Genomic DNA, 17072 nt, shown 5'->3' with positions numbered 1-17072 from the left:
TCTTTTTTTGCGTAGTGAATTAAATGATCTGTTATTTAAGTAATTCTACGATTAACATCGGTTGAGATTTTACTGGTTATTCCCTCAACAGTTTGGATGATGGGAAATATGTATTGGCTATTTTACAACTCGGTAACCTATATCAATTCAATTTATAGTAGAGAATTACGTGGTTCAATGATCAGAATTCGCTATATCATCTCATATTATCATATGGACTTCTTATTTGTATGACAATATGCGATAATTGATAATGATTCTCAAATACATCATATGTAATGTTACTACTGCAAGTTAAGGAGGGATTCTGGTGACTTTGCAAGTCTTTCCACTGATATCTAACGGTGACCATACCCGTGACCTATATGCAAGATTCAAGACATCCGAAGTTCTCAATCAAGCGTCTTTTCTTCCCCCATTCGTATTAGCGGACTCACATCTTCTGCTCATCTGTACTGGTGGTGAGGCCGATATCCGTATTGGGCACAGGCTGAATCATGCCACACTCGGCAAAATGTATCTGATCCTGCCAGGAACAGCGATAGAATATACACCGGATGAGGTTCATCCTTTACAGGGCATCGCAATATATTTTGATATGTTGAAGCCTCTCTCCGAAATCAATAAAGCTACTTCCGGCTCTACTGTAATGGAGATTTACCAAAAAGGGTTACTTCGTTCGTCTTATGCCGATGAATTACCGCATGAACTTTTTCAGGAATGTACCAGAATTGCCTCACAGCTCCATGAATGCATCTCTGTACCTCAAGAAAATCGTCCATTTCGTATTCAGACTTTGATGCATGAATTGTTGACCCATGTGTATGCTCCTCCCAAAGAAAGTACAGTAGGAGATTCCGAACACACCTCTGCTTTGGATCAAACGCTTGAACTTATTGAGCTTGGATATGCTGAGCATCTTTCTCGTGAAGTTCTTGCCGGTGTGGCAGGTATGAGTGTATGGCACTATTCGCGGGTATTCAAAAACCGTACTGGCATCAGTCCCATGGAGTACGTGAATAACATCCGCATGGACAGGGCCAAAGAGATGCTGCTCGTCCCCGGCCAAACCATCAAACATATCGCCTCACAGGTTGGTTTTCAGGACGAGTTTTACTTTAGTCGCAAATTCAAAAAATATGTTGGCGTGTCTCCCTCTACCTATCAACGGCAGAAACGCAGTAAAATTGCTGCTCTCTCCTTCGGAACCACTGGCCATCTGCTAGCATTACAGATCATCCCCCATGCGGCATTGATCGATAACCGACGGGATCAACACAGGAATCTGTTTTTCTCCAATATCCCTTATCATCTGGGACGTAGCAAACGCATGAATCCTCATATCTGGCAAACCAACGTTGAGTTGTTGATACAAGCGCGCCCGGATCTCATAATCTGTAATGAGTACGAAGCCCATACGTTAAAAAGAACGCTGCAGCGAATTGCTCCTACCATCGTTATCCCATGGAAAGGATTGAGCTGGCGGGAACACTTCGTACAAGTTGCCTCCATTGTGGGACAGCAACAGAATGCTCAGCAGTGGTTGGAGCAGTATGATGACAAGGTAATCCATGCTAAAGAGCAGCTTACTTATTTCATCGGAAAGGATACGGTCTCCATCATTCATATCATGATGGGTCATCTGTTAATCTACGGGCGACGCAATGGGGGCGCTGTTCTATATAACGACCTGGGCGTGTCCCCTTCACACGATCTGCTTCCAGGGCAAGTCTATCGTGCATTGGATGAACAGGAGTTGCCTCAAATGGTTGGAGATCGCATGTTACTGATTGTGGACCAGGACTCAGAATCCCAGCAACGTTGGCATAAACTACAACATACTCAGCTATGGCAACAATTGATGCCCGTGCAGAACCAGCATGTATATCTGCTAGATGAAATGCCTTGGTTGGATTATTCACCATATGCCCATGATCAAATTATTGATGAAACCCTGAAACTTTTTGGTGGTACTCAGCACATTAATCCATGACCGGATAGCACAGAAGGCTATGTCTCCCCCAACATGAGACCGCTACAATATAAAGTGTACTGAGAATCAATATCATTAGAAACACAGGGGGATTATGATGTACAAACAGCATTATGTCAAAATAACGGGGATCCTGTTCATACTCGCCATGTTACTTGTTGCGTGTGGACAGACACCTGCAAGCACTTCGCAGCCATCTGCAGATGGCGTAAAATCAGCTGCGGGGACAGATGGGGACTCATCCACTGAATCAACTACTAAAACCGTGGAGAGCGCCAGTGGCAGCAAAGAAATCCCGGCACATCCCGAACGGATTGTGTCCATTAATATGGAGGACATTCTCCTCTCCTTGGAGGTACCACTGGTACTTGCTACACCTATTGGCCGCCAAGATTACCTGAATGAGCAACTTGAAGCCCAAGGCGTGGCTGTCGAACCCATTAATGAAAGTGTCAATTTTGAAGCTGTAGTCAGCGCCAATCCGGACCTCATTATTGCCAATGCCAGTTTGGATGCCAAAATTCTCGAACAACTTGAGAAAATCGCGCCTACGATCACTTATGATCGCCGTAATTGGCAGGAATCTATCGTACAGGTAGCTACTGCATTGGATATTGAAGAGCGGGCTGAACAGCTTTTACAAAAAAATAAAGATCAGGTAACTGAAGCTCAGAAACTCGCAGCCGATATCACCAAGACCAAACCAACAGCTGCATTCCTGCGCCTGGAAGAGAAAGATATGCGTTTGTTCTTCTCGTCCATTCCATCTACGCCATTCCCAGCTTCTAGTTATGTAGGAGCGGGCTATGAAATTGGATTCACTCCCGATGCTCTCGTTACCAAACTCGAGGCTGAGAATCCAGATCGGATGAATGCCAGTATCTCGGTTGAGCTTTTGCCTGAAATCAAAGCAGACTATCTGTTCATTGTGTCCATTAGCTCAGATGGATCAGCTGAAGCTTTGCAAAAAACAAAAGATGAACTCAACGAAATCCAGCAACTCCAAGTATGGAAAAGCCTACCCGCTGTTCAAAATGGTCATGTCTATGTCCTCAATGCTAAGAAATGGCTTATTGACGGCCCCATTGCCGAATCGCTCAAACGTAATGAAATGCTCGAAGTTCTTGGACTACCTGCTTCACAATAGTAAACATACCTCTGTTTCATCCACAACAAACAAAAGGAGATTCACCGGATTTTCGGTGGATCTCCTTTATATTTAATATTCCAAATGGTCTCATTCAGCAGTTCTTCATTCCAGTAATTCTTCATTCACATCAGGCTTTTAATATATTTTAAAGTTTTGGGCTGTTTCGATCCCAAGTGCACTCTGGATAAACGTATTAGCCACTTTCTCTACAGGTACAGGATTAAATCCAATAAAGAAATCCTTATATTTCTCCGCCGACTCTACAAACAAGTTGGGACTAACTGAGTTCAAACGAATGCCTCTTGGCAACTCAAACGCTGCCGCTTTGGCAAACGCATCAATGGCCCCATTGACCATAGCACTTGATGCGCCTTTCTCAATAGGGTGGTCTTGTATTATGCCACTGACCAACGTGAAACTCCCTTTGTCATTAATATAGTGCTGACCAATCAACACGATATTAACCTGTCCAAGCAGTTTACCCTGCACACTAATCATATTGTTCTCAGGTGTAAGTTCTTCGAGTTTCGCATAATGGGTCTGACCTGCCGCCACAATGACGTAATCAATATTTCTCACCGTTTCAAAGAGGGTAGTAATACTCTCTGTCGAAGTCATATCTACCTGAACATCCCCGGATTGTCTACCTGCTGTAATAACCTCAACGGAATAATCTCTCAGTTTCGCAACAACAGCTTTACCTAGCATTCCGTTTCCACCAATGACCAGTGCTCTTTTCATTACTGTTTGTCCTCCTTTATAAATAAACACGGTAAATCAGATACGAATTGTTCTATTTATTAAAACAAAGATTCTATCCTTAATCAAATGACAATTGACTCTATTTTAAAAGGAATCCACTTATTCTTTTTAACGCAAAAAAAAGCCCTTGCTATAAGCAAAGGCTTTTCTGTATGTTACTCGGAAGCGGGTGATGGGAATCGAACCCACGCTATTAGCTTGGAAGGCTAAAGTTCTACCATTGAACTACACCCGCAAAATAAAAAAATCGGGATGACACGATTTGAACATGCGACCCCCTGGTCCCAAACCAGGTGCTCTACCAAGCTGAGCTACATCCCGATACTTATGAGAATAATGGCGCGCCCTGAGAGATTCGAACTCCCGGCCTTTTGATTCGTAGTCAAACGCTCTATCCAGCTGAGCTAAGGGCGCAAATATTGGAGCGGAAGACGGGAATCGAACCCGCGACCCTCGCCTTGGCAAGGCGATGCTCTACCGCTGAGCCACTTCCGCAAAACATATGGTGCGGTCGAGAGGACTCGAACCTCCACGGGGGGTTAGCCCACACGGACCTGAACCGTGCGCGTCTGCCAATTCCGCCACGACCGCAAAATATAATGGTGAGTCATGAAGGGCTCGAACCTTCGACACCCTGATTAAAAGTCAGGTGCTCTACCAACTGAGCTAATGACTCATAAATGAAATGGCTGGGGATATAGGATTTGAACCTATGCATGACGGAGTCAAAGTCCGTTGCCTTACCGCTTGGCTAATCCCCATTAAAAAATCATGGGGCGATCGAGGGGAATTGAACCCCCGAATGCCGGATCCACAAACCGGTGCGTTAACCACTTCGCCACGATCGCCATAGAGTAAGCCATTCATCCACTAAGAGTATCTTAGTATTAGCAACTGCATCTATAATATACATTCTATCACAAATTCAGATGTAAATACTAAAAATGGTGCCGGCGAGAGGACTTGAACCCCCAACCTACTGATTACAAGTCAGTTGCTCTACCAGTTGAGCTACACCGGCACGGTGTATATTTAATTAAAAATGGCGGAACCGACGGGATTCGAACCCGCGATCTCCTGCGTGACAGGCAGGCATGTTAGGCCAACTACACCACGGTTCCAGATCACTTTCTCAGGGAAAGTATAATTGCGGGGGCAGGATTTGAACCTGCGGCCTTCGGGTTATGAGCCCGACGAGCTACCGGGCTGCTCCACCCCGCGTCGTTATAAAGTTATATGGTGGAGGCTGAGGGGATCGAACCCCCGACCCTCTGCTTGTAAGGCAGATGCTCTCCCAGCTGAGCTAAGCCTCCATAATATGACCCGTAGGGGATACTCTCACTTCGTTCGAGACTGCGAAGCTGTTGCTATCGAAGTACATCCTCCGACGAACCTTTGGGATTCTCATCCCTTGTTGAAGCAATAGGTATTGCTATGACCCGTAGGGGATTCGAACCCCTGTTACCTCCGTGAAAGGGAGGTGTCTTAACCCCTTGACCAACGGGCCTTGCTAAAAAAATTATCTGGCGGAGAGAGAGGGATTCGAACCCTCGAGACGCTTGTGACGCCTACACGATTTCCAATCGTGCTCCTTCGGCCAGCTCGGACACCTCTCCATATGGCTCCCCGAACAGGGCTCGAACCTGTGACAACTCGATTAACAGTCGAGTGCTCTACCAACTGAGCTATCAGGGAATGGTGGAGCCAAGCGGGATCGAACCGCTGACCTCCTGCTTGCAAGGCAGGCGCTCTCCCAGCTGAGCTATGGCCCCATACTCTGTGTATTTCTTTGTTGTGGTCTTGCTATGGGCCCTGGTGGACTCGAACCACCGGCCTCACCCTTATCAGAGGTGCGCTCTAACCAACTGAGCTAAGGGCCCTTATATATCCCTTATTCCTTGGCAAGGGGGGCAAAAAAAATACCCCAAAGGGAAATCGCTTGGCGGCGTCCTACTCTCCCAGGACCCTGCGGTCCAAGTACCATCGGCGCTAGAGGGCTTAACGGTCGTGTTCGGGATGGGTACGTGTGGAACCCCTCCGCCATCGCCACCAAACGCGTAGCTTACATTTCAGAGTGTTGTTCTCTGAAAACTAGATTCGAAACGAAACACGCGAATTATCACTTGCTATTGGATAAGCCCTCGACCGATTAGTACTGGTCAGCTCCATGCATTGCTGCACTTCCACCCCCAGCCTATCTACCTCGTCGTCTTCAAGGGGTCTTACATACTGGGAAATCTCATCTTGAGGGGGGCTTCACGCTTAGATGCTTTCAGCGTTTATCCCGTCCGTACATAGCTACCCAGCGGTGCTCCTGGCGGAACAACTGGTACACCAGCGGTACGTCCATCCCGGTCCTCTCGTACTAAGGACAGCTCCTCTCAAATTTCCTACGCCCACGACAGATAGGGACCGAACTGTCTCACGACGTTCTGAACCCAGCTCGCGTACCGCTTTAATGGGCGAACAGCCCAACCCTTGGGACCTACTTCAGCCCCAGGATGCGATGAGCCGACATCGAGGTGCCAAACCTCCCCGTCGATGTGGACTCTTGGGGGAGATAAGCCTGTTATCCCCAGGGTAGCTTTTATCCGTTGAGCGATGGCCCTTCCATGCGGTACCACCGGATCACTAAGCCCGACTTTCGTCCCTGCTCGACTTGTAGGTCTCGCAGTCAAGCTCCCTTATGCCTTTGCACTCTTCGAATGATTTCCAACCATTCTGAGGGAACCTTTGGGCGCCTCCGTTACTCTTTAGGAGGCGACCGCCCCAGTCAAACTGCCCACCTGACACTGTCCCCGCACCGGATTACGGTACCAGGTTAGAACCTAGATACGATCAGGGTGGTATCCCAACGTTGCCTCCACACAAGCTGGCGCTCATGTCTCTTAGGCTCCCACCTATCCTGTACAGATCGTACCCAAATTCAATATCAAGCTGCAGTAAAGCTCCATGGGGTCTTTCCGTCTTGTCGCGGGTAACCTGCATCTTCACAGGTATTAAAATTTCACCGGATCTCTCGTTGAGACAGCGCCCAAGTCGTTACGCCATTCGTGCGGGTCAGAATTTACCTGACAAGGAATTTCGCTACCTTAGGACCGTTATAGTTACGGCCGCCGTTTACTGGGGCTTCGGTTCACAGCTTCGGGATTACTCCCTAACCACTCCCCTTAACCTTCCAGCACCGGGCAGGCGTCAGCCCGTATACTTCGCCTTACGGCTTCGCACAGACCTGTGTTTTTGCTAAACAGTCGCTTGGGCCTTTTCACTGCGGCCCCCTCGTGCTATTCACACTACCGGGGCACCCCTTCTCCCGAAGTTACGGGGTCATTTTGCCGAGTTCCTTAACGAGAGTTCTTCCGCGCGCCTTAGAATACTCTTCTCGCCTACCTGTGTCGGTTTGCGGTACGGGCACCATCACCTGGCTAGAGGCTTTTCTTGGCAGTGTGAGATCATGACCTTCGCTACTACAATTTTCGCTCCCCATCACAGCTCAGCCTTACAATGTGCGGATTTGCCTACACATCAGCCTCACTGCTTAGACGGACATCCATCAGTCCGCGTCACTACCCTACTGCGTCCCCCCATTGCTCATAACGGCTTACGGTGGTACAGGAATTTCGACCTGTTGTCCTTCGACTACGCCTTTCGGCCTCGCCTTAGGTCCCGACTTACCCTGAGCGGACGAGCCTTCCTCAGGAACCCTTAGGCTTTCGGCGGATCAGATTCTCACTGATCTTTTCGTTACTCATACCGGCATTCTCACTTGTATAATGTCCAGCGCTCCTTACGGTACACCTTCAACCCTTATACAACGCTCCCCTACCCCTGATGCAAAGCATCAAGCCATAGCTTCGGTGGTGTGTTTAGCCCCGTTACATTTTCGGCGCAGAGTCACTCGACCAGTGAGCTATTACGCACTCTTTCAATGGTGGCTGCTTCTAAGCCAACATCCTGGTTGTCTGTGCAACTCCACATCCTTTCCCACTTAACACACACTTGGGGACCTTAGCTGATGGTCTGGGCTGTTTCCCTTTTGACAATGGATCTTAGCACTCACTGTCTGACTCCCGGAAGTAAGTCTATGGCATTCGGAGTTTGACTGAGCTTGGTAACCCTTGCGGGCCCCGCACCCAATCAGTGCTCTACCTCCACGACTCTGTTTTCCGAGGCTAGCCCTAAAGCTATTTCGGGGAGAACCAGCTATCTCCGAGTTCGATTGGAATTTCTCCGCTACCCCCACCTCATCCCCGCATTTTTCAACATGCGTGGGTTCGGGCCTCCAGTGCGTGTTACCGCACCTTCACCCTGGACAGGGGTAGATCACCCGGTTTCGGGTCTACGTCCACGTACTCATTCGCCCTATTCAGACTCGCTTTCGCTGCGGCTCCGGCTCTTCACCTTAACCTTGCACGGGAACGTAACTCGCCGGTTCATTCTACAAAAGGCACGCCATCACCCCTAAAACGGGCTCTGACTTTTTGTAAGCACACGGTTTCAGGTTCTATTTCACTCCCCTTCCGGGGTGCTTTTCACCTTTCCCTCACGGTACTGCTTCACTATCGGTCGCTAGGAAGTATTTAGCCTTGGCAGATGGTCCTGCCGGATTCATACGGGGTTTCACGTGCCCCGCACTACTCGGGATCCGTCTCGGAGGGAACAGACTTTCAACTACAGGGCTTTTACCTTCTTTGGCGGGCCTTTCCAGACCTCTTCGCTTAACCGGTTCCTTTGTAACTCCATGTGAGACGTCCCACAACCCCAAAGAGCAAGCTCTCTGGTTTGGGCTTCTCCGCGTTCGCTCGCCGCTACTGACGGAATCACTATTGTTTTCTCTTCCTCAGGGTACTTAGATGTTTCAGTTCCCCTGGTATGCCTCTACATAACCTATGTATTCAGTTATGAGTAACTGGAAATTACCCCAGCTGGGTTTCCCCATTCGGACACCCCCGGATCAAAGCTTGCTTACAGCTCCCCGAGGCAGTTTCGTTGTTCGCCACGTCCTTCATCGGCTCCTAGCGCCTAGGCATCCTCCGTGTGCTCTTAGTAGCTTAACCATTTTGTTCCGGTTTTGACTGCTCGCTTCCCTTGTTTTGCTTGCGCAAAGCCAAAAGTCGCTCCCATCCAATACCATCACAAAAGCAATTTAACTACCTTTATACACTTCACTTGTTTACACAAGATCAGCTTAAAGGAATGTTCTAATTCGCGTTTGTTTCGTTTCGATATCTAGTTTTCAAAGAACAAGCTCCATGCAAAAGCAAGCTGTTTTGAGAGTTTGAGCTCTCAAAACCGAACAACGAGTGAGTAGTTTGTGCAGATCTAGTCTGCTATTTGAATGTTTCCACTCGGGAAACGATTCTCCATAGAAAGGAGGTGATCCAGCCGCACCTTCCGATACGGCTACCTTGTTACGACTTCACCCCAATCATCTATCCCACCTTCGGCGGCTGGCTCCTTGCGGTTACCCCACCGACTTCGGGTGTTATAAACTCTCGTGGTGTGACGGGCGGTGTGTACAAGACCCGGGAACGTATTCACCGCGGCATGCTGATCCGCGATTACTAGCAATTCCGACTTCATGCAGGCGAGTTGCAGCCTGCAATCCGAACTGAGACCGGCTTTGTTGGGATTGGCTCCATCTCGCGATTTCGCAGCCCGTTGTACCGGCCATTGTAGTACGTGTGTAGCCCAGGTCATAAGGGGCATGATGATTTGACGTCATCCCCACCTTCCTCCGGTTTGTCACCGGCAGTCTATCTAGAGTGCCCACCCGAAGTGCTGGCAACTAAATATAAGGGTTGCGCTCGTTGCGGGACTTAACCCAACATCTCACGACACGAGCTGACGACAACCATGCACCACCTGTCTTGAATGTTCCGAAGAAAAGGTACATCTCTGCACCGGTCATTCAGATGTCAAGACCTGGTAAGGTTCTTCGCGTTGCTTCGAATTAAACCACATACTCCACTGCTTGTGCGGGTCCCCGTCAATTCCTTTGAGTTTCAGTCTTGCGACCGTACTCCCCAGGCGGAGTGCTTAATGTGTTAACTTCGGCACCAAGGGTATCGAAACCCCTAACACCTAGCACTCATCGTTTACGGCGTGGACTACCAGGGTATCTAATCCTGTTTGCTCCCCACGCTTTCGCGCCTCAGCGTCAGTTACAGCCCAGAGAGTCGCCTTCGCCACTGGTGTTCCTCCACATATCTACGCATTTCACCGCTACACGTGGAATTCCACTCTCCTCTTCTGCACTCAAGTCACCCAGTTTCCAGTGCGATCCGGGGTTGAGCCCCGGGATTAAACACCAGACTTAAATGACCGCCTGCGCGCGCTTTACGCCCAATAATTCCGGACAACGCTTGCCCCCTACGTATTACCGCGGCTGCTGGCACGTAGTTAGCCGGGGCTTTCTTCTCAGGTACCGTCACCTTGAGAGCAGTTACTCTCCCAAGCGTTCTTCCCTGGCAACAGAGCTTTACGATCCGAAAACCTTCATCACTCACGCGGCATTGCTCCGTCAGGCTTTCGCCCATTGCGGAAGATTCCCTACTGCTGCCTCCCGTAGGAGTCTGGGCCGTGTCTCAGTCCCAGTGTGGCCGATCACCCTCTCAGGTCGGCTACGCATCGTCGCCTTGGTGAGCCGTTACCCCACCAACTAGCTAATGCGCCGCAGGCCCATCCCCAAGTGACAGATTGCTCCGTCTTTCCAGTTTCCTTCAGGCGAAGAAAACAACTATTCGGTATTAGCTACCGTTTCCGGTAGTTGTCCCAAACTTGAGGGCAGGTTGCCTACGTGTTACTCACCCGTCCGCCGCTAACCATCAGAGAAGCAAGCTTCTCATCAAGTCCGCTCGACTTGCATGTATTAGGCATGCCGCCAGCGTTCGTCCTGAGCCAGGATCAAACTCTCCAATAAAGTATTGAAAAGAGCGATAAGCTCATTTTGAATCTGACGAGATTAAAAATCTCATTTGTGCTCCAGCCGATCCAAGCCAAGGCTTGTTTCCAACTTTCGCGTTCATTCTGCAAGCAGAATGTTTACTCACTCGTTGTTCAGTTTTCAAAGATCAAACTTGTTTCGTTACCGAATGTCGTTCTCTTCAGCAACTCTTATATGATATCATGTCCGAACCAACTTTGCAAGCTCTTTTTTTAAGTTTCTTTCGAAGCTTATTTCATTTGCTTGCCGCACCGTGTAAACCGTGTTTTCTTGGCCGGAATTAGAATATATCATGTACAGATTTCAATTGCAAGTCTTTTTTCAAAAATGATAATCAACCCACATCATCAGCACAATATGTAATCTGACGCTCCTGTACTTTAGAAATAACTCTCCGCATCCTCATTACGACGCTTCTAATATACTTATCCATTAAACATAACCAGGGAAGCCACTTCCACTGCGATTGCAGTGAACAATTGATTGTGACTAGCCCTGGTTTTCGAAGATCTCAGTTTTCTTTCCTTCTATTAAATAGATAAGAAATTATAATCCTTAGGCAAAGCTTGCACACTCCGCATCACTTCTCAGTGCTTACAATATGCGCTTACCAAGTAACGAAGCGATCAGTTCCACACCAAGCCTTGCCGTATGTCTATTGTGGTCAAACAACGGATTCACCTCAACCAGTTCCATCGACGTAACTTGATTTGTGGAAGCAAGTATCTCCAATGCATAATGTGCCTCTCGATAATTCAAACCACCCGGTACTGGGGTGCCCACACCCGGAGCTTCCCGCGGATCCAGACAATCCATGTCAAAGCTGACATGAATACCATCTGTCCCTTTACCCGCTGTAGCTATTGCTTCCTCAATAACTTGCTGTATTCCCATCCGGTCAATATCATGCATCGTAAATGCTCGGATTCCCAGTCCCTTAATCTGCTCTTTCTCATAGTCATCCAGATCACGCAGACCAATATAGACCAAGTTGGATGGATTAATAAACGCGCCTGCTCCAGCAATGTGCGACAGATTGAATGCAGTATGCCCCAAGGATGCAGCCACACTCATACCATGCATATTACCGGACAAGCTCCGTTCTTCCGTATTCAAGTCTGCATGTGCATCAAACCAGATCACACCCAAATTCGAATAGTGCGCTGTTAGCCCGGCAAAAGTACCAATCGCTACACTATGATCTCCCCCAAGCACAAGTGGAAAAGCCCCCTCCTCTACTGCACCTGATACTTCACTACACACCTTCTCACTGACCTGACGTACCTCATTTAAGTGTTTTACACGATTTCGCTCAATAGGGGCAGCAGGTTCAGAAGGACAATCTACCCGCACTTCTTTGGAAAGCACTAGCCCAAGACTCGCAATCTCCCGCTTCAGTCCAGCTGTAATCAATTCATCAGGCCCCAACTCCGCTCCACCTCTTGCTCCACCGAGTCCAAAAGGAACCTTAATGATAGCAATATTACGTTGCACAGATGTTTGATTTGTATCAATAGAAGTATCTTTTATTCCACCATGTACATCATCATCATTTTTCATCTAGGTCAGCTCCCTCATTGTTGATCAACACCTGCTCAATTCTCTCCAGTGCCCAGTCAATCTCGGACTCTTTAATCGTCAGTGGTGGAGCAAATCGGATGGTCGTCTCATGGGTTTCTTTACATAGCAAACCAGCAGACATCAATCGCTCACAATAGGGACGTGCTGATTCATGCAGCTCAACACCAATAAATAACCCTCTACCCCGAATATCCCGTATGGCTGAACTGCGAATATCTCGAAGTCTTTTCATAAAATAGTTCCCCAGACGCTCCGATCGCTCGGCAAGCTTCTCATCTTCAAGAACTTTCAGAGCTGCCATAGCCACGGCGCAGGCGAGTGGGTTACCCCCAAACGTAGAACCATGAGACCCCGGCTCAAACAAATCAAGTATCTCCGCATCAGCAGCGATAGCCGAGATGGGCATGACTCCTCCCCCCAGCGCTTTGCCCATAATCCAGATATCTGGTTCAACCCCTTCCCAGTCGGAGGCAAAACGGCGACCCGTTCTTCCAAATCCGGTCTGGATCTCATCAGCTACAGTCAACACCTGCTGGCTCTTACACAGAGCAAAGGCTTTAGCCAAATATCCATCAGGCGGGATAACGATTCCAGCTTCGCCCTGAATAGGCTCTACAAGAAAACCAGCCGTATTTGGCGTAATGGCCTGCTTCAGCGCTTCAATGTCTCCATAGGGAATAATCCGGAATCCAGGTGTGAACGGTCCAAAATCTTTTTTATACTCCGCTGAAGAAGAAAAGGAAGTAACCGTCAGAGTTCTTCCATGAAAGTTACCAGAGCATACGATAATTTCGGCTTGATTTTCCGGTACACCTTTGCGACGATAAGCCCACCTGCGTACCGCCTTCACGGCAGTCTCCACCGCTTCAGCTCCTGTATTCATGGCAAGAATCTTGGATTTGCCCGTGAATTGTGAGAGTTTCTGATAAAAAAGAGAAGCGGAGCTGCTGTGGAATGCCCTTGAGGTCAGCGTGACCTGATCTGCCTGATCCTTGAGCGCCTGTATGATCACAGGATGTCTATGACCATGATTCAATGCAGAGTATGCACTTAACATATCCATATAACGGCGGCCTTCAGGGTCTTCCACCCATATCCCTTCCGCCTGTTCAATAACAATAGGAAGTGGATGATAATTAGGTGCAGCATAACGCTCCGACCAATCCATTAACATTTTGGAATCTGACATACACACCCAACACCTTTCCAAAATATTGTATACAAAATACAATAACAATGTATGCGATACCATCCCCATTTACGACTACATCTCTCTTTTTCCACTCCAGCCTACTCCAAGCCTTTTTCGAATCCAATCCTTTATCAATAGTTAGCGAGAAGTAGACAGTCTACGTTCCAACCAAGAGAGTAAATTAGCCAGTGTAAATGTGATTATAAAATAGAGGCCGGCAGCAACAAGCAGCGGAGCAAGCGGCTGGAACGTAACACCCTGAATCGTTCTGGCCGTGTATATAATCTCGGCTATGCCGATCATGGAGACAAGTGAAGAATCTTTAATGATAATAATGAATTCATTGCCGATAGCTGGAAGCATGTTACGAAAGGCCTGCGGCAGTATAATGTAGCGAAGTGTCATACCATGCGTCATACCAAGGGAGCGCGAAGCCTCGGTCTGTCCTTTATCAATCGCTTGAATCCCGGCCCTAAACACCTCCGCCATATAAGCGGAGCTGTTCATCGTCAGAGCTACCACCCCCGACATAAATGCCGGCAAGTTCACACCTACAACCGTCAGACCATAATGAATAATAAGAATCTGTACGAGCATCGGTGTTCCTCGAATGAGTTCAATATACGCCGATGCCACAAATTTAATTGGCCATATCCGGGATATTCGCATTAGCGCCATGATTACACCAAGCAACGTACCAAACAATACGCCGAAAAAGGAAAGCTCAAGCGTGACCCACGCACTTCGTGCATAATCCTGCCAATGTTCTAATAGAAAGGAAAAATCTAAATTCACGGCATATCCCTCACTCGTCCGGTTTATTCACCGAGCATCTCATTCGCTTCAACGACGAACCGTTCAATATCTCCGTTCGTTTTGAGCTTTTCCAATGTAGTGTTGATCTGATCCAGCAGCTTCTGATTACCCTTCTTCACCGCGATGGCCGAACCACCCTCGTCTTCAGCCTGTTCAATCTCCACACCTGCCACAACAAGCCCCTCTTGGTTCTTCACATACTGTTCAGCCACCGGCTTCTCCAGAATGAGTGCGTCTACACGCCCCGTCTGCAATTCCAGAATCAGCTCAGGTATTTTGGCCAGAGAAGTGAGCTTTGCTCCCTCTATCTCCTGAGCAATCCCTTCCTGGATGGAACTCTTTTGTACGCCAACCTGCTTGCCTGATAGATCATCTATGGACTTTAATGCCGTATCTTCCCCTTCTCTAACAAGTACAGCCTGCTCTGCATAATAGTAGATATCCGTAAAATCAACGTTCTTCTTTCGTTCCTCGGTAGGGGTTAAGCCTGATATTACAAAATCAACCTTATCTGTACCGAGGGCCATAAGAAGGCCATCAAAGTCCATGTCCTCAATCTTCAGCTCGGCTCCCAGATCAGCCGCAATTGCTTTCGCAATCTCGATGTCAAAACCTACAATGGTATCTTTACCATCGATTTTCTTATGAAATTCATAGGGTGCATAGTCCGCACTGGTTCCAAGTACAATTACTTCCTTTTCCGCAGAGCTACTGCCCGAAGACGAAGTAGCGTCTGATCCGGTCTCTGTCGTTTTTTCCTGCCCACATGCGGACATGAATACAACCACTAACAACAGCATCATTGGCAACAGTACTTTTTTCACACATCATACCCCTATTCTTTTTTTGAATGAGTAGCACAATAATTTGTATACAATATACATAAGACAATATATGGACTTATATGTAAGTAATACTAACAAACATTCTGGTTTATCACAATCATTATTTAAACATTTATACGCTTTAATTCCATAAAATGTGCTATATATAACACAGCATTTACATCGGCTGAAACATGAAGTTTGCTTGCCCAACTCCCCCCTCGGTGTTAAGATGATAAAAACTTGAAACTCCTGAACGGCGCGTACAGTACGGCCTTAAACCCATCTATTTATTCACTATACATAGAAAGGAGGATTCGGTATGGAGGTACCCAAATACCGGTCCTTGAAAGATCACGTATACGATTACATTGCCCAGAAGATTCAGGACGGGACGTTACTTCCCAACCAGAAGATCAACGAGGCCGAAATATGCAAAAAGCTGGACATCAGTCGCACGCCTACTCGGGAGGCCCTTTTCCAGCTGGCTTCAGACAATCTGCTGCAATACATCCCACGCAGGGGATTTATAGTCACTCCTTTTGATGCAGGCAAAAAACTGGAGTTCTCCCAAGCGATCGGTGTGCTGGAGGCACTTGCTGCTACACTTGCAGCAGACCATCTCAGACCATCTGAACTTTTGGAGATGGAAACTCTCGTTGTTCGAATGGACGAAGATATTAGCCAGCTTGATCTTGCTGCCTACAACAAGAACCAATATCAGTTCCATAATCTGTACATTCAGCGATGTGGTAACGCCACAGTCATTGAGATGTTAAACACATTGAAGAACAGTTTCATCCGGCAGTCGTATGTTAGTGATAATAAACCAAAGCTATCTGAGGTACTGCTCGAAGTTAATGAAGAGCACCGGCAAATTTTAAGTGCTTTTCGAGCCAAAGATAAGAACCAACTGGAAGCCCTGCTCAAACACCACTGGCGGATTATCGACAACGATATGCTTTAGTACCTTCTGTCGAAACAAAACAAGGACAACCCACACTAATGTGTGAGTTGTCTTTTCCTATTTTTCTTTTTTGACCTCCAACGGTGCCCTTGCTTCAAAAACAGCATACCCCAACTTTTTGCCGTATTTCGCGAGCAACCGATCATTGGTTTGACTCATTCGCTGCATACGTTCATCCTCAAACCAATTCATATCGATCTCGCGATGCGGATCATGATCAGCGCCCCATTTTCCCATGGATCGCGAATGTTCCTTGACCTCTACCTTGGTGAAACCACACTGCTTGAGGCGTTTTCTCCATGCTGTGGCCGTTACCAGAGTTCGTATACCGTAAAATTGCTTTAACCTGCGACACATCAATTCGGTCTTCTGGCCTGATAGAACCATCTCCCGATCCACCAAAAGTCCAGCGGGCTTCAACACTCTTCTATACTCAGTTAGTGCACTCCGCCATGGAGTAAAGATCGTAACCGACTCCACGAATACCATATCAAAATGATTTTCCGGGAAAGGCAACGATGCTACATCAGCCTGAACAAATCGAACATCCACCCGTTCTCGTCTTGCTCGCCGAACGGCCTTATCCAGCATCTGGCGATTAAGATCAATGGCCGTTACTTGATAACCCCTTTTAGCCAGGTAGCACGCAGTCCTCCCAGTGCCACACCCTATCTCAAGGATATGACTATCCACAGGCAGAGATAAACTCTCCAGCAACTTCAGCGTTGCCAAAAAACCTCCGGGATGGGCACTCCCCTCCCCTAACCGAGCCAGCATGTCATGATAATCCACGCGACATCCCCTCCTCACTCCTCCCAGTGTATGGAATAAACTCAAAAAC

General features: G+C 47.8%; 9 protein-coding genes, 17 tRNA genes and 3 rRNA genes. 3 read left to right on the top strand and 26 right to left on the bottom strand.

The annotated features are described in order from the left end of the window. The first annotated feature begins 310 nt into the window (after positions 1-310). Together MHI14_RS28820 and MHI14_RS28815 are read left to right on the top strand one after the other, a co-directional pair. Positions 311-1993, top strand: coding sequence for an AraC family transcriptional regulator (locus tag MHI14_RS28820; RefSeq protein WP_339311790.1), 1683 nt, complete (start codon positions 311-313; stop codon positions 1991-1993). A 97-nt stretch (positions 1994-2090) separates the two neighbouring features. Beyond that, a complete protein-coding gene (locus MHI14_RS28815; protein ID WP_341131856.1) occupies positions 2091-3140 on the top strand; it encodes an ABC transporter substrate-binding protein in 1050 nt (349 codons plus the stop codon). 138 nt (positions 3141-3278) lie between these two features. On the opposite strand, the gene MHI14_RS28810 is transcribed toward MHI14_RS28815, so the two are convergent. From MHI14_RS28810 to MHI14_RS28690, 25 genes are all read right to left on the bottom strand, one after another. Further along, positions 3279-3884: a short chain dehydrogenase gene (locus MHI14_RS28810; protein WP_341131855.1), complete on the bottom strand. Its 606-nt coding sequence runs from the start codon at positions 3882-3884 to the stop codon at positions 3279-3281. A 185-nt stretch (positions 3885-4069) separates the two neighbouring features. Continuing rightward, positions 4070-4140, bottom strand: a tRNA-Gly gene (locus MHI14_RS28805). A gap of 12 nt (positions 4141-4152) precedes the next feature. Next, positions 4153-4226 (bottom strand) — tRNA-Pro (locus MHI14_RS28800). 16 nt (positions 4227-4242) lie between these two features. Then, a tRNA-Arg gene (locus MHI14_RS28795) sits at positions 4243-4319 on the bottom strand. A 6-nt stretch (positions 4320-4325) separates the two neighbouring features. Beyond that, positions 4326-4400: transfer RNA gene (locus MHI14_RS28790), tRNA-Gly, on the bottom strand. 8 nt (positions 4401-4408) lie between these two features. Further along, positions 4409-4496: transfer RNA gene (locus MHI14_RS28785), tRNA-Leu, on the bottom strand. A 9-nt stretch (positions 4497-4505) separates the two neighbouring features. After that, positions 4506-4581: transfer RNA gene (locus MHI14_RS28780), tRNA-Lys, on the bottom strand. 10 nt (positions 4582-4591) lie between these two features. Beyond that, positions 4592-4666, bottom strand: a tRNA-Gln gene (locus MHI14_RS28775). 11 nt (positions 4667-4677) lie between these two features. Further along, a tRNA-His gene (locus MHI14_RS28770) sits at positions 4678-4753 on the bottom strand. Between the two features lie 97 nt (positions 4754-4850). Then, positions 4851-4926, bottom strand: a tRNA-Thr gene (locus tag MHI14_RS28765). Positions 4927-4948: 22 nt separating this feature from the next. Then, a tRNA-Asp gene (locus MHI14_RS28760) sits at positions 4949-5026 on the bottom strand. Between the two features lie 26 nt (positions 5027-5052). Continuing rightward, positions 5053-5126 (bottom strand) — tRNA-Met (locus tag MHI14_RS28755). Between the two features lie 16 nt (positions 5127-5142). Next, positions 5143-5218: transfer RNA gene (locus tag MHI14_RS28750), tRNA-Val, on the bottom strand. Positions 5219-5340: 122 nt separating this feature from the next. Beyond that, positions 5341-5412 (bottom strand) — tRNA-Glu (locus MHI14_RS28745). A 17-nt stretch (positions 5413-5429) separates the two neighbouring features. Beyond that, a tRNA-Ser gene (locus MHI14_RS28740) sits at positions 5430-5521 on the bottom strand. Positions 5522-5524: 3 nt separating this feature from the next. Continuing rightward, a tRNA-Asn gene (locus tag MHI14_RS28735) sits at positions 5525-5600 on the bottom strand. 1 nt (position 5601) lies between these two features. Continuing rightward, positions 5602-5677: transfer RNA gene (locus tag MHI14_RS28730), tRNA-Ala, on the bottom strand. 34 nt (positions 5678-5711) lie between these two features. Then, positions 5712-5785, bottom strand: a tRNA-Ile gene (locus MHI14_RS28725). Positions 5786-5842: 57 nt separating this feature from the next. Next, positions 5843-5959, bottom strand: a 5S ribosomal RNA gene (gene rrf / locus MHI14_RS28720). A gap of 75 nt (positions 5960-6034) precedes the next feature. Next, positions 6035-8962, bottom strand: a 23S ribosomal RNA gene (locus MHI14_RS28715). Between the two features lie 312 nt (positions 8963-9274). Then, positions 9275-10827 (bottom strand): 16S ribosomal RNA (locus MHI14_RS28710). The 16S, 23S and 5S rRNA genes sit together here with 17 tRNA genes alongside, the layout of an rRNA operon. Before the next feature lie 618 nt (positions 10828-11445). Then, positions 11446-12411, bottom strand: coding sequence for an arginase (gene rocF, locus MHI14_RS28705; protein WP_091039258.1), 966 nt, complete (start codon positions 12409-12411; stop codon positions 11446-11448). Next, complete coding sequence (locus MHI14_RS28700) at positions 12401-13621, bottom strand: ornithine--oxo-acid transaminase (protein WP_341131854.1); 1221 nt, start codon at positions 13619-13621, stop codon at positions 12401-12403. Before MHI14_RS28700 ends, rocF begins: the two co-directional genes overlap by 11 nt. Before the next feature lie 141 nt (positions 13622-13762). Next, positions 13763-14419: an amino acid ABC transporter permease gene (locus MHI14_RS28695; RefSeq protein ID WP_338590123.1), complete on the bottom strand. Its 657-nt coding sequence runs from the start codon at positions 14417-14419 to the stop codon at positions 13763-13765. A gap of 23 nt (positions 14420-14442) precedes the next feature. After that, complete coding sequence (locus tag MHI14_RS28690; RefSeq protein ID WP_341131853.1) at positions 14443-15264, bottom strand: transporter substrate-binding domain-containing protein; 822 nt, start codon at positions 15262-15264, stop codon at positions 14443-14445. 322 nt (positions 15265-15586) lie between these two features. On the opposite strand from MHI14_RS28690, the gene MHI14_RS28685 reads away from it, so the two are divergent. Next, positions 15587-16231, top strand: coding sequence for a GntR family transcriptional regulator (locus MHI14_RS28685; RefSeq protein WP_036671927.1), 645 nt, complete (start codon positions 15587-15589; stop codon positions 16229-16231). Positions 16232-16288: 57 nt separating this feature from the next. Here MHI14_RS28685 and MHI14_RS28680 read toward each other — a convergent pair whose 3' ends face one another. Then, on the bottom strand, positions 16289-17023 hold the full coding sequence (locus MHI14_RS28680) for a class I SAM-dependent methyltransferase (RefSeq protein ID WP_341131852.1): 735 nt from the start codon (positions 17021-17023) through the stop codon (positions 16289-16291). Positions 17024-17072: the final 49 nt, after the last annotated feature.

Origin of the sequence: Paenibacillus sp. FSL K6-2393 (genome assembly GCF_038002545.1) — a bacterium.
In the GTDB taxonomy this organism is placed as follows: domain Bacteria; phylum Bacillota; class Bacilli; order Paenibacillales; family Paenibacillaceae; genus Paenibacillus.
Note: the sequence above shows the minus strand (reverse complement) of the source record. Positions and strands in the feature narration are given on the sequence as shown.

Excerpts from the sequence above, each read along its gene's own strand:
- rocF (WP_091039258.1), bottom strand. The coding sequence starts at position 12,411 with ATGAAAAATGATGATGATGTACATGGTGGAATAAAAGATACTTCTATT.
- MHI14_RS28685 (WP_036671927.1), top strand. The coding sequence starts at position 15,587 with ATGGAGGTACCCAAATACCGGTCCTTGAAAGATCACGTATACGATTAC.
- MHI14_RS28700 (WP_341131854.1), bottom strand. The coding sequence starts at position 13,621 with ATGTCAGATTCCAAAATGTTAATGGATTGGTCGGAGCGTTATGCTGCA.
- MHI14_RS28810 (WP_341131855.1), bottom strand. The coding sequence starts at position 3,884 with ATGAAAAGAGCACTGGTCATTGGTGGAAACGGAATGCTAGGTAAAGCT.
- MHI14_RS28815 (WP_341131856.1), top strand. The coding sequence starts at position 2,091 with ATGTACAAACAGCATTATGTCAAAATAACGGGGATCCTGTTCATACTC.